Below are 18,930 nucleotides of genomic sequence, written 5' to 3' on the forward strand. Positions count from 1 at the left end.
CTCACCCGGGGCCCCCGCGCCGGCCCCGTCACGTCGGGGCCCCGCAGTCAGGCGACTGCGGGGCCACGATGCCGTTCGGAATGCGTCAGGCGATCTTGCCGGAGGCGCGGGCGGCCGGGGAGCCGGTCACCGTGATCGGGTCCTCCGGGGCGCTCGCGGAAGAGGACGTACCGGAGTCGGTCCCACCGTCCGGATCGGTCGGCGAACCCGTCGGCGAGGTGGGGTCGGTGGGATCCGGCGAGCCGCTGGGCGAACCCGACGTGCCGCCGGTGTCCGTACCGCCGGTGTCCGTGCCACCCGTGTCGGTGCCACCGGTGTCCGTGCCACCCGTGTCGGTACCGCCGGTGTCCGTACCACCGGCGTTCGTGCCACCGGCGTTCCCTGTGCCGCCGTGGTTGCCGCCACCGCCCGACGCCGAACCACCGCCGTGACTGCCGCCACCGCCGGACGCCGAACCACCGACGCCGCCCGAACCGCCGTCGCCGCCCGACGTCGACCCGCCGACGCCGCCCGAACCGCCGTCGCCGCCCACGGTGCCCGCACCGGGCGCGTTCGGGTCCGTGGCGAGGCCGCTGCCGCTCGCGGAGGGCGAGGAGGGACGGTGGGTGGAGCCCGGGGTCGGTGACGTGCCGTCCGCCGGGAGGCCGTCGTCGGCCCCGTCGGGCTGGGCGGACTCGACGGGCTTGACGTTCATGGGGCTGTTCTGGTCACCGCCGGAGGCCGTCGTGCCGAGGGTGACGATGGTGCCGAGGACGGCCGCGAGCAGCGCGCCCGCGCCCGCGGCGACGAGGTTGCGGTTGCGGCGCGAGCCGGTCAGGCCGAGCCGGCGCGGGCCGGCGGTGGCCAGGCGCTTGCTGATGACCATCGTGGGGGAATCGGGGAGTTCCAGGCCCGCCGCGGCCGTCTCGGCGCCCTCCGGGGTGGCGAACGGCGCGGCGATGCCGGCGCGGTCGAGGACCAGGGCGAGGGTACGGCGGCCGACCGTCGTGCCCTGACGGTCCGCGAGGGCGCCGCGCAGGGCTATGGAGGCCTCCAGCTCGCTGCGGGCGCGGTCGTAGCTGCCGAGGCAGAGCGCGAGGACGCCGAGTTCGTGGAGGAAGTACGCCTCCTCCGCGACCTCCCCGGCCTGCCGTGCGGCCTCCTGGCCCATCCGCAGGGCGCGTTCCCACGCGCTCCAGTGGAGCGACGCCGCGAACACCGGCGCCACCGTGTGCGCGAGGAGGACCGCCGCGCTGGCGTGGCCGCCGTCGCGGCAGGCGGCGAGGGCGGCGAGGACCGCCTCCGCCTCGGCCGCGACGCGCTCGGGCGTGACGGAGGGGTGGCCGACCCACCATGTGTAGTGCTGGGCGGCCGTGAGGGCCTGCGGAGCGCCCTCCGCGGCGGCCTCCTCGGCGAGTTCGCCGGGGGCCGCGAGCTGCGTGCGCACGCCCGCCGTGAGGCGGTGGTGCCGGTCGACGGGCGCGACGAGCCCCACGGCGACCAGTTCACCGAGCGCGGCGTCGCCGTGCGTCTCGCCGACGAGCGCGGGCAGATGCGACTGGTGCGGGCATTCGCCGCCCAGGGCCACCGCGAAGCGCAGCGCGTCCTGCGCGGAACCCGTGAGCCGGGACGCCAGCAGCGCGGCGGGGGCCGCGCTCTCGGCGAGCGAGGGCAGCGGCACGTGCGAGGACGACGATGCCGACGATGAAGGCGCGATCGCGTCGAAGGGCGCGTCGACCGGCAGTTCGTCGGCGGGCTCCGTGTCGCCCCACACCGACTCGTCGGCGGCGAGTATCTCCGCCGCGAGCGTGTCACGCTGCCGCAGCAGCGCGCCGGCCTGGACGAAGCGCAGCGGCAGCCCCTCGGACTCGAACCACAGGTCCGCGGCCCAGGCGGTCTCCTCCTCCTGCAACGGCCGCCCCGCGGCCAGTTCCAGCAGTTCGAGGCAGGCGACCCGGGTCAGTCCGGGGAGGAAGATCTCCTCGACCGCGGAGTCGGAGGAGGGGGCGGCGACATCGGGCGTCGCGGCCATCACGAAGGCGCACTCGGGCGCGGCCGCGAGCAGTTCCTCCAGGGCCGCGCCGCCGAACTCCAGGTCGTCCAGGACGACGACCGCGCCGACCTCCCGCAGCAGTTCGGTGAGCCGCGCGCGGTCGGGCCGGTAGGCCGCCCCGCCTCCCTGCGACGGCTCGTCCTCGGTGTCGTAGACCGTGCTGAAGAGTTCCTGCAGCAGATCGCTGGGAGTGCGGCGGTAACCGGAGAGCCGGATCACCCCGTCGGGGGCGAGATCGGCGGACGCCTCGGCCACGGCGTCGAGGAGCACACTGCGGCCGGCGCCGGACGGGCCGGTGACCCGGACCGAACGCCCGCGGGACAGCAGCCTGGAGAGCCGCTCGCGCTCCTCCTCCCGCTCCAGCAGCGGCAGCTCGGGCCTGCGGGGGCCCGGCGGCACCGCGGGGTGCGTGGCGGCGGTGCGCGCGGCCCGCGCCTCCGCGTCGCGGCGCACCGGGGTGGGCGGCCCCGCGGCCGGCAGGGTGCTCACCTCGCTGCCGTCGACGGGGTTGAGGGTCAGCAGGCAGTCGCCCACGACGAGCTGGACGACGCGGGGTGCGTCGCCGTCCGCCGTGCCCGAGCCGACCTCGGGGGTCAGCGGGTCGCGCGGGGGCCGCGTCATGCGCGGCACGAGTTCGGTGCCGGCCTCGGGTCCGCCCGGGGCCGGCAACTCGGGAAACCTTGTGGAGTCCTGCTGTGCGCCGTACTCGTCACCGGGCATGTCGGGTCCGATGTGTGGGTCCATGAGTCTCCGCCCCCCATTCGCGTCGCGGCGGGGCCGCACCGGGCCCTCACGTCCGCAGCTGGACCGGTCCGGCTCCCCTCCTCGGCGTACGGGGTGTGGCACGCCGGAACCGAACCTTAAACCTTCCCACAGTATGTGCGAACCTCAGGGCCGCCATGCCGCCCTTGCGTCCGAATCTGTCCGGGCTTGCCAGTTCCGTTGCGGCACGCCCCGCTAGGTACGCGGCAGTGCTTCTGCCGCGATGCCCCCCTCGATGACCAGAATGCGATGCAGTCGCGTGGCGACCAGCAGCCGCTGCATCTGCGCCGGGACGCCCCGCAGGACCAGCCGCCGGTCGGCCCGTCCGCAGCGGCGGTGCGCCCCCATGATCACGCCCAGTCCGGTGGCGTCCCACGAGTCCAGCTCGGTCAGGTCGAGCACCAGGTCACCCTGGCCGCCGTCCACGGCGGAGTGCAGGACCTTGCGGGCGTCCGCCGCGGTACGGACGTCGAGGCGGCCCCCGACGACCAGCTCGGCATGGTCGCCCCTGATGTGCATGAAGCCTCCCCGTGGAGTGAATGGGTGGAAAGTGCCGTGGTTCTACGTAACTGACGGTCCGTCGTACGAAGAGGTTGCCGTCTGTGAGCGAACCGATACCGAATTCACTCTGGAGGGTGACAGGATGCGCCCGCCAGGCCCAGCTCCCCCTCACGATCCCGGCGGGGCCGCGGTGGTGCGCCCGCCGGGACTGACCGCCCGTCAGTAGCGGTAGAAGCCCTCGCCGCTCTTGCGGCCGAGCGCGCCCGCGTCGACCATGCGCCGCATGAGCTCCGGCGGCGCGAACTTCTCGTCCTGCGACTCCGTGTAGATGTTGCCGGTGGCGTGCAGCAGGATGTCGACGCCCGTCAGGTCGGCGGTGGCCAGCGGGCCCATGGCGTGGCCGAAGCCGAGCCGGCAGGCGGTGTCGATGTCCTCGGCCGAGGCGACGCCGGACTCGAAGAGCTTGGCGGCCTCGACGACCAGTGCCGAGATGAGGCGGGTGGTGACGAAGCCGGCGACGTCGCGGTTGACCACGATGGTGGTCTTGCCGACCTCCTCGGCGAAGGCCTTGGCCCGCTCCAGGGTCTCGTCGCTGGTCTTGTAGCCGCGCACGAGCTCGCACAACTGCATCATCGGGACCGGCGAGAAGAAGTGCGTGCCGACCACCCGCTCCGGACGCTCCGTCACGGCCGCGATCTTCGTGATCGGGATGGCGGAGGTGTTGGAGGCGAGCACCGCGTCCTGGTGCGCGATCTTGTCCAGGGCCCGGAAGATCTCCTGCTTGACCTCGATCTTCTCGAAGACCGCCTCGACGACGATGTCCGCGTCGGCGGCCGCGTCGAGGTCGGTGGTCGTGGTGATGCGGCCCAGCGAGGCGGCCGCGTCCTCGGCCGACAACTTGCCCTTGGCGACGAACCGCTCGTACGACGCCTCGATACCGCTCCTGCCGCGGGCCAGCGCCTCGTCCGTGATGTCGCGCAGGACGACGTCGTAGCCGGCCTGGGCCGATACCTGCGCGATTCCGGAGCCCATCAGGCCGGCTCCGACGACGGCGAGCTTCTTCGCCACGGCATACACCTATCTTCTCGATGCTGTTGCCGGGACCTTAACGTCGGTTCACAGCCCGGCGCAGCAGTTGGAGACCCGGGTCACCGTGTGTCCTTCGTCGCAATCGCGCAGCAATCGCGAACTGCGCAGGACACTGAGGGGCTGCGCTGCCGGGCGCCGCCGGGGACTACGCTCGGCCCCATGGTCAATCTGACGCGCATCTACACGCGGACCGGGGACGACGGGACCACCGCCCTCGGCGACATGAGCCGCACCGCCAAGACCGACAGCCGCATCTCGGCTTACGCGGACGCGAACGAGGCCAACGCCGCGATCGGTGTCGCCCTCGCGCTCGGCGGGCTGCCGGCGGAGGTCACCACCGTCCTCGTGCGGGTTCAGAACGACCTCTTCGACGTCGGCGCGGACCTCGCGACCCCGGTGGTGCCCGACCCCAAGTACCCGCCGCTGCGCGTCGAACAGGGCTACGTCGACCGGCTGGAGGCGGAGTGCGACCGCTTCCTCGAGGAGTTGGAGAAGCTGCGCAGCTTCATCCTCCCCGGCGGCACTCCCGGGGCGGCACTGCTCCACCAGGCGTGCACGGTGGTGCGCAGGGCGGAACGCTCCACGTGGGCGGCGCTGGAGGAGCACGGCGAGACGATGAACCCGCTCACCGCGACTTACCTCAACCGCCTGTCGGACCTGCTGTTCATCCTGGCCCGCACGGCCAACAAGGAGGTCGGCGACGTGCTGTGGGTGCCCGGCGAGAACCGCTGACCGCTGAATCACTGACGGCCCTTCACCGGCGAGGACCCGTGACGGGTGCGCGCCGCGGCCGGGGCGTGCGGCCCATCGCTCCCCCGAGGGCGACGGCCGGGACGGGGGCTGGGGCTGCCGACGACGCCCCCCGTGTCCCCGGGGGCCCTGGGCCACCGGACGGGACCTCAGGAGGCTGTCAGGCGCCTGTCAGAAGCCTGTTGAGGGCCACCGGCCCTCCCCCGGCACTGACCACTCAGGCCACGTTCACCCTCCCCCAGACTTCGTCCGGGGGGACCCCCAACAGCGGGGCACTGACTACTCAGGCCACATTCACCCGCTGGCCGGGCGGGGCCGCCTCCAGCCAGGCGAGGAAACCGGTGAGGGCGTCCTCGCTCATCGCGAGTTCGAGCCGGGTGCCGCGGTGCTCGCAGACCAGGACGACGGCGTCGGACAGCAGCGCCAGTTCCTCCTGGCCCTGCGGCAGCCGCCGGTGCAGCACCTCGATGGCGGAGCGTTCCAGCGTCCGCCGCGGCCGGGGGGCGTAGGAGAAGACCCGGAACCACTCGATCCGGTCACCGCTGTAGCGCGCGACCCCGTACGCCCAGCCCTTGCCCGAGGGGGCGTCCGCGCCACCGGGCGTGACGCGCAGACTGCAGTCGAAGGTGCCACCGGGACGCTGGATCAGCCGCCGTCGCAGTCCGAAGACGAACAGCCCCAGCAGCGCCACAGCGACAAGGGCCCCGCACAGCTGAAAAGCGAGGATCACGCCCATCGACCTCCTCGCTCAACGTCACGTACAGGGATACTGCAACCGCGGGAAGCCCTCTCGGGCCTCCCGCGGCAGGTGGCCCCAGTGGGCCGGATGCTCAGCGCGAACCGGTCGCCGCGATGAGACGGACCTCGGCACGCCGCTCGCCGACCTCGTCGGCGTCGGCCTTGGCGCGCTCCAGGGCCCGCTCGGCGCGCTGGACGTCGATCTCGTCGGCCAGCTCCGCGATCTCCGCGAGGATCGACAGCTTGTTGTCCGCGAAGGAGATGAAGCCGCCGTGCACCGCCGCGACGACGGTGCCGCCCTCGGTGGTACGGATGGTCACCGGGCCGGACTGCAGCACACCCAGCAGCGGCTCGTGGTTCGGCATGACGCCGATGTCGCCCGACTCGGTGCGTGCGACGACAAGAGTGGCCTCGCCGGACCAGACATTGCGGTCCGCGGCGACCAGCTCGACGTGCAGCTCAGCCAAGATGGCTCCTCGGGTCGGCACCCGCCGCCGTCCGGCGGGTGCATGAAACACAGGATAACGGGGGTGCGGCAAAGGGGCGGACACAGGGTCCGCCCCCTGCCACGGTGAGCCGTCAGGCGGCGACCGTCAGTGGACGCCGAGCTCCTTGGCGTTGCGCTCGAGGTCCTCGATGCCACCGCACATGAAGAACGCCTGCTCAGGGAAGTGGTCGTACTTGCCGTCGGCGATGGCGTTGAACGCGTGGATCGACTCCTCCAGCGGGACGTCCGAGCCGTCCACACCGGTGAACTGCTTCGCCGCGTGGGTGTTCTGCGACAGGAAGCGCTCGATGCGACGGGCGCGGTGGACGGTGAGCTTGTCCTCTTCGCCCAGCTCGTCGATACCGAGGATCGCGATGATGTCCTGGAGGTCCTTGTACTTCTGGAGGATCCCCTTGACACGCATGGCGCACTCGTAGTGGTCCTGCGCGATGTAGCGCGGGTCCAGGATGCGGGACGTCGAGTCCAGCGGGTCGACTGCCGGGTAGATGCCCTTCTCCGAGATCGGACGCGACAGAACGGTCGTCGCGTCCAGGTGCGCGAAGGTCGTCGCCGGCGCCGGGTCGGTCAGGTCGTCCGCGGGGACGTAGATCGCCTGCATCGAGGTGATCGAGTGACCACGCGTCGAGGTGATGCGCTCCTGGAGGAGGCCCATCTCGTCGGCGAGGTTCGGCTGGTAACCCACCGCGGACGGCATGCGGCCGAGCAGCGTGGAGACCTCGGAACCGGCCTGGGTGAAGCGGAAGATGTTGTCGATGAAGAACAGCACGTCCTGCTTCTGCACATCGCGGAAGTACTCCGCCATGGTCAGACCGGCCAGGGCGACGCGCAGACGGGTGCCCGGGGGCTCGTCCATCTGGCCGAAGACCAGCGCGGTCTTGTCGAGGACGCCGGACTCCTCCATCTCCTGGATGAGGTCGTTGCCCTCACGGGTGCGCTCGCCGACGCCGGCGAACACGGAAACGCCCTCGTGCAGCTTCGCCACACGCATGATCATTTCCTGGATGAGGACGGTCTTGCCGACACCGGCACCACCGAACAGACCGATCTTGCCGCCCTTGACGTACGGGGTCAGCAGGTCGACGACCTTCAGGCCGGTCTCGAACATCTCGGTCTTGGACTCGAGGTCCTCGAACTTCGGAGCCTTGCGGTGGATCGTCCAGCGCTCGCCGACGTTGGCGTTCTCCTCGGGGACGTTCAGCACCTCACCGAGGGTGTTGAACACCTTGCCCTTGGTGAAGTCACCGACCGGGACCGTGATGCCGGCGCCCGTGTCGGTCACCACGGCCTGGCGGACCAGACCGTCGGTGGGCTGCATCGAGATGGCGCGGACCAGGCCGTCGCCCAGGTGCTGGGCGACCTCGAGGGTCAGCGTCTTCAGCTTGCCGTCCTCGGCCGGGTCGGCGACCTCGACGGTGAGGGCGTTGTAGATCTCGGGCATGCTGTCGACGGGGAACTCCACGTCGACGACCGGGCCGATGACCCGGGCGACGCGGCCCGTGGCAGCGGCCGTCTCAACAGTGGTGGTCATTTTTAGTCACTCCCCGCAGACGCGTCGGCCAGGGCACTGGAGCCACCGACGATCTCGCTGATTTCCTGGGTGATTTCGGCCTGGCGGGCCTGGTTGGCAAGCCGCGTGAGCGTCTTGATGAGCTCCTCGGCGTTGTCGGTCGCGCTCTTCATCGCGCGGCGGCGGGCGGCGTGCTCGGAAGCGGCACCCTGCAGCAGCGCGTTGTAGATCCGGCTCTCGACGTACCGCGGCAGCAGGGCGTCCAGGACGCCTTCCGCCGACGGCTCGAAGTCGTACAGGGGGAGGATCTCCCCCTCCTTGCGGGCCTGACCGCCGGTGGTCTCGTCGAGGGAGAGCGGCAGCAGCCGCCTCTCGACGGGGGACTGCGTCAGCATCGACACGAACTCCGTGAAGACGATGTGCAGCTCGTCGACACCGCCCTCGGCCGTGTCCTTGAGGACCTGGTCGATCAGCGGGTCGGCCACCGACTTGGCGTCCGCGTAGGTCGGCTTGTCGGTGAAGCCCGTCCACGAGGCGGCGACGGGACGCTCACGGAAGCCGTAGTACGCCACACCCTTGCGGCCGACGATGTAGTGCTCGACCTCCTTGCCCTCCGCGCGCAGCCGCTCGGTGAGCCGGTCGGCCGCCTTGATCGCGTTGGACGAGTAGCCGCCGGCCAGACCGCGGTCGCTCGTGACGAGCAGCACCGCGACGCGGGTCGGGTTCTCGGCCTCCGTGGTCAGCGGGTGGTTCGTGTTCGAACCGGTCGCGACCGCGGCCACCGCGCGGGTGAGCTCGTCGGCGTACGGGGACGAGGCCGCCACCTGGCGCTGGGCCCTGACGATCCGGGACGCGGAGATCATCTCCATCGCCTTCGTGATCTTCTTGGTGGCGGAGACGGACTTGATGCGGCGCTTGTATACCCGAAGCTGGGCGCCCATGCTCAGCCCTCACCCAGGAGCTTGCCGTCCGAGGTCTCGAACTGCTTCTTGAACTCCGCGACCGCGTCCGTCAGGGCCTCGATGGTGTCGTCACCGAGCTTGCCGGTCTCGACGATGCCCTGCAGGAGGTCCTTCTTCTCGCGGCGGAGGTAGTCCAGCAGCTCGCGCTCGAAGCGGCGGATGTCCTCGACGGGGACGTCGTCCAGCTTGCCGGTGGTGCCGGCCCAGATGGAGACGACCTGGTCCTCGATCGGGAACGGCGCGTACTGGCCCTGCTTCAGCAGCTCGACCATGCGCTTGCCGCGCTCCAGCTGCGCCTTGGAGGCCGCGTCCAGGTCGGAACCGAAGGCGGCGAAGGCCTCCAGCTCGCGGTACTGGGCGAGGTCCACGCGCAGGCGGCCGGCGACCGACTTCATGGCCTTGATCTGCGCCGAGCCACCGACTCGGGAGACCGAGATACCGACGTTCAGCGCCGGGCGCTGGCCCGCGTTGAACAGGTCGGACTCCAGGAAGCACTGGCCGTCGGTGATCGAGATGACGTTGGTCGGGATGAACGCCGAGACGTCGTTGGCCTTGGTCTCGACGATCGGCAGACCGGTCATCGAGCCGGCGCCCAGCTCGTCGGAGAGCTTGGCGCAGCGCTCCAGCAGGCGGGAGTGCAGGTAGAAGACGTCACCCGGGTAGGCCTCACGGCCCGGCGGGCGGCGCAGCAGCAGGGACACGGCGCGGTAGGCGTCGGCCTGCTTGCTCAGGTCGTCGAAGACGATCAGGACGTGCTTGCCCTGGTACATCCAGTGCTGGCCGATGGCCGAGCCGGTGTACGGGGCGAGGTACTTGAAGCCGGCCGGGTCGGACGCCGGAGCGGCGACGATCGTCGTGTACTCCAGGGCGCCGGCCTCCTCCAGCGAGGCGCGCACGCCCGCGATGGTGGAGCCCTTCTGGCCGATGGCGACGTAGATGCAGCGGACCTGCTTCTTCGGGTCGCCGGAACGCCAGTTGTCGCGCTGGTTGATGATCGTGTCGATCGCCAGGGCGGTCTTGCCGGTCTGGCGGTCACCGATGATCAGCTGACGCTGACCGCGGCCGATCGGGGTCATCGCGTCGACGGCCTTGAGGCCGGTCTGCATCGGCTCGTGGACGGACTTGCGGGCCATGACGCCGGGAGCCTGCAGCTCCAGCGCGCGGCGGCCGTCGGTCTCGATCTCGCCGAGGCCGTCGATCGGGGTGCCGAGCGGGTCGACGACGCGACCCAGGTATCCCTCGCCGACAGCGACGGAGAGCACCTCACCGGTGCGGTGCACCGGCTGGCCCTCCTCGATGCCGCTGAACTCGCCGAGGACGATCGCACCGATCTCGCGCTCCTCGAGGTTGAGGGCGAGACCGAGGGTGCCGTCCTCGAAGCGCAGCAGCTCGTTCGCCATGGCCGAGGGCAGACCCTCGACCTTGGCAATGCCGTCGCCGGCCATGCTGACCGTGCCGACCTCCTCGCGCGAGGCCGCGTCCGGCTTGTACGACTGGACAAAGGTCTCCAGCGCGTCCCGGATCTCCTCCGGCCGGATCGTGAGCTCCGCCATCTGGGTTCCCTGCTCTCCTTGTTGGGCCCGAAGTATTCGCTACGGCCCAACTCGGGCCGCTGGTACTGCTCTTTGAGTTGGTGGCTGGTTCAGCCGGCCATCCGCCGGGCCGCCTCTTCGAGGCGATCCGCGATGGTCCCGTTGATGGCCTCGTCGCCCACCCGAACCTGGATGCCGCCGAGGACCTCGGGGTCCACGTCGAGGTTCAGGTGCACCGGCCGGCCGTAGATCGTGGCCAGCGCGGCGCCGAGACGCTGCTTCTGCCGGTCGCTCAGCGGTACCGCCGAGACGACGACCGCGACCGTACGGCCCCGGCGCGCCGCCGCCAGCTTGGACAGGGCGTCGAGCCCTGCTTCCAGGCTACGGCCTCGCGGATGGGTCACGAGACGGACCACGAGCCGCTCGGTGACCGGGTTGGCCCGGCCCCCCAGCAGCGAGCGGAGCAGCCCGGACTTGGCCTGGGCGCTCGCGGCGCGGTCGGTCAGCGCCGCCCGCAGCTCGCTGCTGCCGGAGACGATCCGGCCGAAGCGGAACAGCTCGTCCTCGACGTCGTCGAGGTGGCCGGAGCGCTCCGCGGCGATCAGGTCGGCGCTGGAAGAGAGTTCCTCCAGAGCGTCGGTCAGATCCCGCGACTGCGACCACCGGCTGCGGATCATGCCCGAGACCAGGTCGAGCGTCTCCCCGCCGACTTGACCGCGCAGCACCGTCTGCGCCAGGCCGGCCTTGGCCTCGCCGGACTGAGCCGGGTCGGTCAGCGCCCGGCGCAGGGCGCCTTCGCGGTCGAGCAGCCCCGTGACGGCGGCCAGTTCCTCGGCGAGCTTCGCCGCGTCGACGGACGTGTTGTCCGCCAGCGCGTCGAGACGCTCACGTGCGGCGGCCAGTGCCTCGCGGCTCGCTCCGTTCATCGCGCGGCCTCGGCCTTCTCCTCGAGCTCGTCGAGGAAGCGGTCGATCACGCGGCTCTGCCGGGTGGTGTCCTCCAGGGACTCACCGACGATCTTGCCGGCCAGGTCGGTGGCGATCCTGCCCACGTCCTGGCGCAGCGTGTGCGCGGCGGACTTGCGGTCCGCCTCGATCTGCGCGTGACCCGCAGCGATGATCTCCTCGCGCTGCCGCTGGCCTTCCGCACGCATCTCGGCGATGAGCGCGGCGCCCTGCTCCTGCGCCTCCTGGCGCAGACGCGCGGCCTCGTGACGAGCCTCGGCGAGCGACTGCTTGTACTCCTCGAGGGTCCGCTGAGCCTCGGCCTGGGTGGCCTCGGCCTTCTCCATGCCGCCCTCGATGGCCTCGCGCCGCTCGTCCAGAACCTTGTTGATGTTCGGGATGAGCTTCTTGGCGAGGAAGAAGAAGACGATGGCGAAGGCGATGAGACCGATGACGAGCTCTGGGATCGGCGGGATGAGGGGGTTCTCCGCCTCCTCGGCCGCCAGCTGTGCCAGGGCGTTCACATCAGTGCCTTCCGTCGAAAGGGGTTGGGCTCGTCAGCCCGGATCAGGAGGTCGGGTAGACGAACGGCATGACCAGACCGATCAGGGCGAGCGCCTCACAGAAGGCGAAGCCGAGGATCTGGTTGGCACGGATGAGGCCGGCGGCCTCGGGCTGGCGGGCGAGCGCCTGGGTACCGTTGCCGAAGATGATGCCGATGCCGACGCCGGGGCCGATGGCCGCGAGGCCGTAGCCGATGGAGCCCAGGTTGCCCAGGATCTGAGTGGCGGCGAGGTTCACAGCGGACATGCTGTTTCTTCCTTCTCTTTCACGGACCGGTGGGGGTTGGCCACCGGACAATCGGGGGGAGTACCGAGCGGTAGGCGGGTGCTCAGTGGTGCTCGGCCAGCGCGCCCTGGATGTAGGAGCAGGCAAGCAGAACGAAGACGTAGGCCTGGACGGCCTGGATGAACAGCTCGAAGGCGGTCATCACGATGACCATCACGAACGAGACGCTCGCGTAGGCGATGCCGATGCCGTTGAGCAGGTACCAGCTGGCGATGGTGAACAGCAGCAGCAGGACGTGCCCGGCGAACATGTTGGCGAACAGTCGCACCGCGTGCGTGAACGGCCGGACGATCACGTTGGAGAGGAACTCCAGGCCGACGACCATCGGCAGGACCGGGCCGAGCTTCTTGTCGTAGCCGGTGATGTTCTTCCAGCCGCCGACGAAACCGTGCTTCTTGAACGTCAGCGACATCCAGGTGATGTACACGACCGCGGCGAGCGCGGCCGGGTAGCTGATGATCGCCGTGACCGGGAACTGGGCGATCGGGATGATCGACCACAGGTTCATGATCCACACGAAGAAGAACAGCGAGACCATGAACGGCACGTACTTCTCGCCGTCGCGCTTGCCGATCGTCTCGTAGACGATGCCGCGGCGCACGAAGTCGTAGCCGGCCTCGGCCACCATCTGCAGCTTGCCGGGGACGACCTTCGGCTTGGCGAAGGCGGCCCAGAAGAAGCCGACGATGACGATGCTGCCGAGCAGCGCGAGCAGCATCGTCTTGTTGAAGTAGACGCTGCTGTCCCCGTCACCGATCAACGGCTTGAAGAGGAAGGAGTGCAGGCCGGGGGCCGGGAAGCCGCACCCGTCGAAGATGTGGCAGTTCGTCTCGAAAGCGAGCGTCTTTACATCACTCACCGCGAGCTCCTTCAGCGTGGCGCATGGGTACGGCAACCTCGTTGTGTCGGCGCGGCGTAGGCCCGCGGAACGGCACTGGACTGGTCTGGCAGATGTGGGGGCGGCGGCGGTCGGGCACGGAGCCGGACGACTGTTGCGAAGGCATGACTGCCGCCCGCGCCAGCTCTGCCGCAGTTGAGACCGGACGATAGCAAACGAGCGGCAGCCCGCTTGCACCGGCCCTGTGGTTCACGACGACGTTCCGGCGGATCCGGGCTCGACGTACAGCATCTTGGTCTTCATATGGGCACGGGCCTGGGCGGCGATCCACACCAGGGTCGTGCCGAGCAGGGTGAACGCGAACACCTGGGTGTCGAACAGCGATGTGTGCTTGAACACGGCCAACACGATGGCCAGGAGCAGCAGCTGCACCGTGTAGAGCATCAGGCCCATCGCCTGGAACAGCGTGGGGTAGGAACGGGCGGTGCGCTGAAGCACCGTCAGACCGATTCCCATGAACGTGATCACCACCACCGCGCCGAATCCCGCGCCGATCGCACCCTTGCCGCCCGCGAGCACGGCGGCGACAGCGACCGCGATCACTCCCGCGGCTGCGGCGGGTACGGCGCAATTCAGGAGCGTTCGGGCGTCGTTGGACTGCATGGCGGCAGCTCCTCCGGCGAGGTTGGGAGTACAGGGGTCGTCGAGGACGAGCGTAGCCCGGCGGCGGGGACATGCCTCACGCCGGAAGACCATGGCACTAGGTCTTTCGGCTTGCTTCCGGGCTTTCGTGAACGGTATCACAAACTATTTGATGAGGTCTTTACCCGGTTCGTGTGCGACCTGTCACACGGCTGGAGTACAAACCGCGGCGTCCGGCTGACGGCCGGACGCCGCTGTGCTATCGGGGGCTATCGGGCTTATCGGCTGCTGCCCGCCGTGCGGCCGGCCTCCACGAGCTGCCGGTCGATCTCGCTCAGCGCGGTGGCGCCGTTGACGCCCGGTGCCTCGCCCGCGGCGATGGCGGCGCTCGCGGCGGCGTGCGCCTCGACCCGGGTACGGCGGTAGCGCGGCGGCACGAACGACTCGGCCCAGCGCGGGGCCTTGGGGTTGAAGCGGGGCATGAGCAGCGCGATCAGGCCGATCGCGCTCAGCATCACGATGCCCAGCACGATCCACAGGCTGGAGGAGTTCACCGAGAACGCGACCGCGCCGAAGGCGATGAGCGCCGACCAGAAGTACATGATCAGCACGGCCCGGCTGTGCGAGTGCCCGATGTCCAGCAGCCGGTGGTGCAGGTGGCCGCGGTCGGCGGCGAACGGCGACTGGCCGTTCCAGGTGCGGCGCACGATGGCCAGCACCAGGTCGGCGGCGGGGATCGCGATCAGCGTCAGCGGCAGCAGCAGCGGCATGTAGACCGGCACCATGAAGTGCGTGGTGTCCCGTGTGGAGCCGGTGAGGTTGGTGATCGCGTCGGGATCGGTCTGGCCTGTGATGGAGATCGCACCGGAGGCCAGCACCAGGCCGATCAGCATCGAGCCCGAGTCGCCCATGAAGATCCGCGCGGGGTGCAGATTGTGCGGCAGGAACCCCAGGCACATCCCGATCAGGATCGCGCTGAACAGCGTCGCGGGCGCCGCGGCCTCGATGCCGTAGCCGTACCAGATCCGGTAGGCGTACATGAAGAACGCGACGGCGGCGATGCACACCATGCCGGACGCGAGTCCGTCCAGACCGTCGACGAAGTTCACCGCGTTGATGGTGATCACCACGAGGGCCACGGTCAGCAGCGTCGACTGCACGGGGCTGAGCGCGACGATGCCCTTGCCCGGGATGGGCAGCCACAGCACGGTCAAGCCCTGAAGGACCATGACGCCGGCCGCGATCATCTGCGCGCCCAGCTTGATCAGCGCGTCCACGCCCCACTTGTCGTCGAGCACGCCCAGCAGCCAGATCAGTCCCGCGCCGGACAGCAGCGCGCGTGGCTCGTTGGAGAGCTCGAAGACGCTCTTGAGGTTGGACAGATGCGCGGCCACCAGCAGGCCGGCACACAGGCCGCCGAACATGGCGATGCCGCCGAGCCGCGGCGTCGGTTCGCGGTGGACGTCGCGATCGCGGATCTCGGGCATGGCGCCTGCCGCGATGGCGAACTTCCGCACCGGTCCCGTCAGGAGATAGGTGACGGCCGCGGCCACGCACAGGGTCAACAGGTACTCGCGCACGGGCACACCCTATTCGCGTCCGGGTGGCGACTGTGAACACAGGAGAAGACTCACAGCGGGTACCCAGGGTTGCACATGTCACTCCCGGGGTACCGGCCGGGGGCCCGCGCGCGCCCGGTCAGACCGGGTACGGGGGGAAGTCGCCCACCAGTTCCGCGACCCGGTTCGCCAGCCCGCGCTCCTCCCGCAGCGCCCGCGCGATCAAGTCCGCGACCTGCGGCATCTGATGTTCGGCCATGCCCTGCGTGGTCACCGCGGCGGTGCCGAGGCGGATGCCGGAACCGGCCGCGCAGGGCTCCTTGTCGTACGGGAGCGTGTACTTGTCCAGCACGATCCCGGCGCCGGCGCACAGTCCGCGGGCCCGCATCCCGGTCACGCCGAAGGCCGACACGTCGGCGGCGATCAGATGGGTGTCCGTGCCGCCGGTGGCGATCCGCATGCCCTGCGCGGCCAGGGCGTCGGCGAGCGCGCGGGCGTTGGCGACCACCTGGTGCGCGTACAGCGCGAACTCCGGCCGGGCGGCCTCGGCGAAGGCGGCGGCCTTGGCCGCGATCGCGTGCATGTGGGGGCCGCCCTGCGAGAACGGGAAGACCGCCCGGTCGATGCGCTGGGCGAGGTCGGCGCCGCACAGGATCATCCCGCCGCGCGGGCCGCGCAGGGTCTTGTGCGTGGTGGCGCACACCACGTCTGCGTACGGCACCGGGTTGGGCGCGGCACCGCCGGCCACCAGGCCCAGCGTGTGCGCGGCGTCCACGATCAGGTACGCGCCGACGTCGTCGGCGATCTCGCGGAACGCGGCGTAGTCGATGGTGCGGGGATAGGCGATGCCGCCGCACACGATCGCCTTCGGGCGGTGCTGGTGGGCGAGGATGCGCAGCCGGTCGTAGTCGATCCGGCCGCCCTCCTCGAAGGTGGCGCCCTCGGTCACGCCGTACCCGGCGATCCGGAACCAGCGGCCGGAGAAGTTGGACTCCGATCCGTGCGTGAGATGCCCACCGTGTGCCAGGGACATCGCCAGGATGGTGTCTCCGGGGACCAGGAGGGCCGCGTAGGCGGCCAGGACGGCCGAGGAGCCCGAGTAGGGCTGCACGTTGGCGTGCGCGGCCCCGAACAGCCGTGTGGCCCTTTCGATGGCCAGCCGCTCGGCGAGGTCGACCAGCTCGCAGCCCGCGTGGTGCCGGTGCCCGGGGTAGCCCTCGGCGTACTTGTTGGCCAGCGGGGAGCCGAGGGCGGCCAGCACCGCCGGCGAGGTGAAGTTCTCCCCCGCGATCAGCTGGAGGCACGAGGCCTGCCGCTGGGTCTCCCCGAGCAGGATGTCCGCCAGCTCGGGGTCCTGGTCGCGCAGCCGGCCGAAGCCGGCGTCCCCGGCCGGGAGCGCGGTGGAGGTTATGTGGGCTGACGACGCTTCCGCGGTAGGCATGGGGCGCTCCGGGCGGCTGGAAGGGACTCACCTGCCACTGTTGCACCGTTCCGGCCGTTTCGCGCCGTCTTGTGCTCCACCGGGGGGCGGCGGGCGCGGAAAAGTGCGGAAACCTTCCGGCAGACCCTCACCGGGTGGGCGCCGCCACCCCCGTCAGCGCGGTCAGCACCGGGTCCAGCGCCCCGTGGATCTCCTCGCCGATGGAGCGGAAGAAGGTCAGCGGCGCCCCGTACGGGTCGTACACCTCGTCCGCGTCCGGCGTCGGCGCCAGCAGCCAGCCGCGCAGCGCCGCCGCGGCCCGCACCAGCGAGCGGGCGCGCTCGGTCACGCTGCCCTCCGGCAGCGTGGTGGGGTCTATCGCCCGCACGAGCCGGGTGAACTCCTTGAGCGTGAACGTCCGCAAGCCCGCCGCGTGCCCCATCGAGATGACCTGGGCGCGGTGGTCGCGGGTCGCGGTGAGCACCAGGTCCGCGTCGATGACGTGGTCGTCGAGCAGCTCCCGCCCCAGGAAGCCCGTCGGGTCGGCGGCGTACTCGGCCAGCACCGTGGCCGCGTGCGCCTCCATCGGCGCCCCCTCGTGCCCCCAGGTGCCCGCGCTCTCCACGATGATCCCGGAGGCCCCGTCGCCGAGCCGCAGGGTCAGCTCGTGGCGGGTCAGCCGCTCGGCCATCGGCGAGCGGCAGACATTGCCGGTGCAGACGTGAAGGATGCGGAAGTAGTCATCGCGCTGCCCGGGTATGGGCGGCGTCAATTGCCTACCTCCAGGTCGGGTACGACCTCGCGCAGCTGCTCGGCGCTGAGGGCCCCGGCCCGCAGCAGTACCGGCACCTTGCCGGTGACGTCGACGATGGAGGACGGGACGGCCGCGGGCGTGGATCCGCCGTCGAGGTAGATGGCCACGGAGTCGCCGAGCATCTCCTGCGCGGCGTCGCAGTCCTGCGGCGAGGGGTGTCCGGTGAGGTTGGCGCTGGAGACGGCCATGGGGCCGGTCGCGTTCAGCAGCTCGATGGCGACGGGGTGCAGCGGCATGCGCACGGCCACGGTGCCACGGGTGTCCCCCAGGTCCCACTGCAGGGACGGCTGGTGGCGGGTGACCAGGGTCAGCGCGCCGGGCCAGAAGGCGTCGACGAGGTCCCAGGCCTGCTCGGAGAAGTCCGTGACCAGGCCGTGCAGGGTGTTCGGGGAGCCGACGAGGACGGGCGAGGGCATGTTGCGGCCCCGGCCCTTGGCCTCCAGCAGGTCGCCGACGGCCTCGGCGTTGAAGGCGTCCGCGCCGATGCCGTAGACGGTGTCCGTGGGCAGCACCACGAGCTCGCCGCGGCGGACGGCGGACGCGGCCTCGCGCAGTCCGGCCACCCGGTCCGTCGCGTCCGAGCAGTCGTAACGCCGTGCCATCAGCAGACCTCCATGACGTGCGGCGCCGTGCTCACGGCGTCGCCTTGCGGGCAGTGGTGAACCTGGGGCGGTTGTTCAGGTCGGGGTGGTCGGCGGCGTCCGCCCAGCCGGCCTCCTCGGTGAAGATCCAGGGCACCTGGCCGCCCTGGGTGTCGGCGTGCTCGATGACGACGACGCCGCCGGGCCGCAGCAGCCGGTGCGCGGTGCGCTCGATGCCGCGGATGGTGTCGAGGCCGTCCTCGCCGGAGAACAGTGCCATCTCCGGATCGTGGTCACGGGCCTCGGGCGCCACGTACTCCCACTCGGTGAGCGGGATGTACGGCGGGTTGGAGATCACCAGGTCCACCTGGCCGTCGAGGTCGGGGAAGGCGGTGAGCGCGTCCCCCTGGCGCAGGTCGACCTTGCTGCCCTGGACGTTCTTGCGGGCCCAGACCAGGGCCTCGTCGGACAACTCCACGGCGTGCACCCGGCTGCGCGGCACCTCCTGCGCCAGGGCGAGCGCGATGGCGCCCGAGCCCGTGCACAGGTCGACGATGAGCGGTTCGGCGACGTCCATGGCGCGCACGGCGTCTATGGCCCACCCCACGACGGACTCGGTCTCCGGGCGCGGCACGAAGACCCCTGGGCCGACCTGGAGTTCCAGATAGCGGAAGAAGGCCCGGCCGGTGATGTGCTGCAGCGGCTCGCGGGCCTCACGGCGGGCGACGGCCTCCCAGTAGCGGGCGTCGAAGTCCGCGTCGGCGACCGTGTGCAGGGCGCCGCGCTTGACGCCGTGCACGTACGACGCCAGTTCCTCGGCGTCGAAACGCGGCGAGGGCACGCCGGCGTCGGCCAGCCGCTGGGTCGCCTGCGCGACCTCGGCGAGCAGCAGGTTCACTTGT

The 18,930-nt window shown here is 70.8% G+C and carries 19 protein-coding genes; 1 reads left to right on the forward strand and 18 read right to left on the reverse strand.

Features of this window, described 5'->3' with window-relative positions:
• Positions 1-85 precede the first annotated feature (85 nt).
• The 3 genes from ACFWVC_RS12650 to ACFWVC_RS12660 all read right to left on the reverse strand — a co-directional run bounded on the left by ACFWVC_RS12650 (position 86) and on the right by ACFWVC_RS12660 (position 4,363).
• Positions 86-2,776: an ATP-binding protein gene (locus ACFWVC_RS12650; protein ID WP_384283172.1), complete on the reverse strand. Its 2,691-nt coding sequence runs from the start codon at positions 2,774-2,776 to the stop codon at positions 86-88.
• A 213-nt stretch (positions 2,777-2,989) separates the two neighbouring features.
• Positions 2,990-3,313 (reverse strand): STAS domain-containing protein, encoded by a 324-nt coding sequence (locus tag ACFWVC_RS12655; protein ID WP_319659950.1) that lies wholly within the window; start codon positions 3,311-3,313, stop codon positions 2,990-2,992.
• A gap of 201 nt (positions 3,314-3,514) precedes the next feature.
• Positions 3,515-4,363 (reverse strand): 3-hydroxyacyl-CoA dehydrogenase family protein, encoded by an 849-nt coding sequence (locus tag ACFWVC_RS12660; protein ID WP_384283177.1) that lies wholly within the window; start codon positions 4,361-4,363, stop codon positions 3,515-3,517.
• A 180-nt stretch (positions 4,364-4,543) separates the two neighbouring features.
• Between ACFWVC_RS12660 and ACFWVC_RS12665 the strand changes: the two genes are divergently transcribed.
• On the forward strand, positions 4,544-5,116 hold the full coding sequence (locus tag ACFWVC_RS12665) for a cob(I)yrinic acid a,c-diamide adenosyltransferase (protein WP_384283181.1): 573 nt from the start codon (positions 4,544-4,546) through the stop codon (positions 5,114-5,116).
• A gap of 301 nt (positions 5,117-5,417) precedes the next feature.
• Here ACFWVC_RS12665 and ACFWVC_RS12670 read toward each other — a convergent pair whose 3' ends face one another.
• The 15 genes from ACFWVC_RS12670 to prmC form a co-directional block, all read right to left on the reverse strand.
• The gene (locus tag ACFWVC_RS12670) at positions 5,418-5,870 is read right to left on the reverse strand and encodes a DUF2550 domain-containing protein (protein WP_384283186.1); all 453 of its coding nucleotides are present in this window, start codon (positions 5,868-5,870) and stop codon (positions 5,418-5,420) included.
• A 94-nt stretch (positions 5,871-5,964) separates the two neighbouring features.
• Positions 5,965-6,342, reverse strand: coding sequence for a F0F1 ATP synthase subunit epsilon (locus ACFWVC_RS12675; RefSeq protein WP_384283288.1), 378 nt, complete (start codon positions 6,340-6,342; stop codon positions 5,965-5,967).
• Between the two features lie 123 nt (positions 6,343-6,465).
• The gene (atpD, locus tag ACFWVC_RS12680) at positions 6,466-7,908 is read right to left on the reverse strand and encodes a F0F1 ATP synthase subunit beta (RefSeq protein WP_384283189.1); all 1,443 of its coding nucleotides are present in this window, start codon (positions 7,906-7,908) and stop codon (positions 6,466-6,468) included.
• 2 nt (positions 7,909-7,910) lie between these two features.
• Positions 7,911-8,828: a F0F1 ATP synthase subunit gamma gene (locus tag ACFWVC_RS12685; protein ID WP_384283192.1), complete on the reverse strand. Its 918-nt coding sequence runs from the start codon at positions 8,826-8,828 to the stop codon at positions 7,911-7,913.
• A 2-nt stretch (positions 8,829-8,830) separates the two neighbouring features.
• The gene (gene atpA / locus ACFWVC_RS12690) at positions 8,831-10,402 is read right to left on the reverse strand and encodes a F0F1 ATP synthase subunit alpha (protein ID WP_319659957.1); all 1,572 of its coding nucleotides are present in this window, start codon (positions 10,400-10,402) and stop codon (positions 8,831-8,833) included.
• Between the two features lie 89 nt (positions 10,403-10,491).
• Positions 10,492-11,307, reverse strand: coding sequence for a F0F1 ATP synthase subunit delta (locus ACFWVC_RS12695; RefSeq protein ID WP_384283195.1), 816 nt, complete (start codon positions 11,305-11,307; stop codon positions 10,492-10,494).
• Positions 11,304-11,849, reverse strand: coding sequence for a F0F1 ATP synthase subunit B (locus ACFWVC_RS12700; protein WP_384283198.1), 546 nt, complete (start codon positions 11,847-11,849; stop codon positions 11,304-11,306). Before ACFWVC_RS12700 ends, ACFWVC_RS12695 begins: the two co-directional genes overlap by 4 nt.
• A 43-nt stretch (positions 11,850-11,892) precedes the next feature.
• Positions 11,893-12,135 carry an ATP synthase F0 subunit C gene (gene atpE, locus ACFWVC_RS12705; protein ID WP_018563527.1) on the reverse strand — a complete coding sequence of 81 codons (243 nt, stop codon included), beginning with the start codon at positions 12,133-12,135 and terminating at the stop codon, positions 11,893-11,895.
• Positions 12,136-12,217: 82 nt separating this feature from the next.
• Positions 12,218-13,048 (reverse strand): F0F1 ATP synthase subunit A, encoded by an 831-nt coding sequence (atpB, locus tag ACFWVC_RS12710; RefSeq protein WP_384283292.1) that lies wholly within the window; start codon positions 13,046-13,048, stop codon positions 12,218-12,220.
• A 213-nt stretch (positions 13,049-13,261) separates the two neighbouring features.
• Positions 13,262-13,675, reverse strand: a complete 414-nt coding sequence (locus ACFWVC_RS12715; RefSeq protein WP_384283202.1) for a hypothetical protein — start codon at positions 13,673-13,675, stop codon at positions 13,262-13,264.
• 257 nt (positions 13,676-13,932) lie between these two features.
• On the reverse strand, positions 13,933-15,234 hold the full coding sequence (locus tag ACFWVC_RS12720) for an MraY family glycosyltransferase (protein WP_384283204.1): 1,302 nt from the start codon (positions 15,232-15,234) through the stop codon (positions 13,933-13,935).
• Between the two features lie 118 nt (positions 15,235-15,352).
• Positions 15,353-16,654, reverse strand: a complete 1,302-nt coding sequence (gene glyA / locus ACFWVC_RS12725; protein WP_384283207.1) for a serine hydroxymethyltransferase — start codon at positions 16,652-16,654, stop codon at positions 15,353-15,355.
• Positions 16,655-16,781: 127 nt separating this feature from the next.
• On the reverse strand, positions 16,782-17,405 hold the full coding sequence (locus ACFWVC_RS12730) for a protein-tyrosine-phosphatase (RefSeq protein WP_384283210.1): 624 nt from the start codon (positions 17,403-17,405) through the stop codon (positions 16,782-16,784).
• Positions 17,402-18,049, reverse strand: coding sequence for an L-threonylcarbamoyladenylate synthase (locus tag ACFWVC_RS12735; RefSeq protein ID WP_384283213.1), 648 nt, complete (start codon positions 18,047-18,049; stop codon positions 17,402-17,404). Before ACFWVC_RS12735 ends, ACFWVC_RS12730 begins: the two co-directional genes overlap by 4 nt.
• Before the next feature lie 31 nt (positions 18,050-18,080).
• Positions 18,081-18,926: a peptide chain release factor N(5)-glutamine methyltransferase gene (gene prmC, locus ACFWVC_RS12740; RefSeq protein ID WP_384283215.1), complete on the reverse strand. Its 846-nt coding sequence runs from the start codon at positions 18,924-18,926 to the stop codon at positions 18,081-18,083.
• Positions 18,927-18,930: the final 4 nt, after the last annotated feature.

This window comes from Streptomyces sp. NPDC058691 (assembly GCF_042714775.1).
In the GTDB taxonomy this organism is placed as follows: domain Bacteria; phylum Actinomycetota; class Actinomycetes; order Streptomycetales; family Streptomycetaceae; genus Actinacidiphila.

Excerpts from the sequence above, each read along its gene's own strand:
- ACFWVC_RS12650 (WP_384283172.1), bottom strand. The coding sequence starts at position 2,776 with ATGGACCCACACATCGGACCCGACATGCCCGGTGACGAGTACGGCGCA.
- ACFWVC_RS12655 (WP_319659950.1), bottom strand. The coding sequence starts at position 3,313 with ATGCACATCAGGGGCGACCATGCCGAGCTGGTCGTCGGGGGCCGCCTC.
- ACFWVC_RS12665 (WP_384283181.1), top strand. The coding sequence starts at position 4,544 with ATGGTCAATCTGACGCGCATCTACACGCGGACCGGGGACGACGGGACC.
- ACFWVC_RS12670 (WP_384283186.1), bottom strand. The coding sequence starts at position 5,870 with ATGGGCGTGATCCTCGCTTTTCAGCTGTGCGGGGCCCTTGTCGCTGTG.
- atpD (WP_384283189.1), bottom strand. The coding sequence starts at position 7,908 with ATGACCACCACTGTTGAGACGGCCGCTGCCACGGGCCGCGTCGCCCGG.
- ACFWVC_RS12685 (WP_384283192.1), bottom strand. The coding sequence starts at position 8,828 with ATGGGCGCCCAGCTTCGGGTATACAAGCGCCGCATCAAGTCCGTCTCC.
- atpA (WP_319659957.1), bottom strand. The coding sequence starts at position 10,402 with ATGGCGGAGCTCACGATCCGGCCGGAGGAGATCCGGGACGCGCTGGAG.
- ACFWVC_RS12695 (WP_384283195.1), bottom strand. The coding sequence starts at position 11,307 with ATGAACGGAGCGAGCCGCGAGGCACTGGCCGCCGCACGTGAGCGTCTC.
- atpE (WP_018563527.1), bottom strand. The coding sequence starts at position 12,135 with ATGTCCGCTGTGAACCTCGCCGCCACTCAGATCCTGGGCAACCTGGGC.
- ACFWVC_RS12715 (WP_384283202.1), bottom strand. The coding sequence starts at position 13,675 with ATGCAGTCCAACGACGCCCGAACGCTCCTGAATTGCGCCGTACCCGCC.
- glyA (WP_384283207.1), bottom strand. The coding sequence starts at position 16,654 with ATGCCTACCGCGGAAGCGTCGTCAGCCCACATAACCTCCACCGCGCTC.
- ACFWVC_RS12735 (WP_384283213.1), bottom strand. The coding sequence starts at position 18,049 with ATGGCACGGCGTTACGACTGCTCGGACGCGACGGACCGGGTGGCCGGA.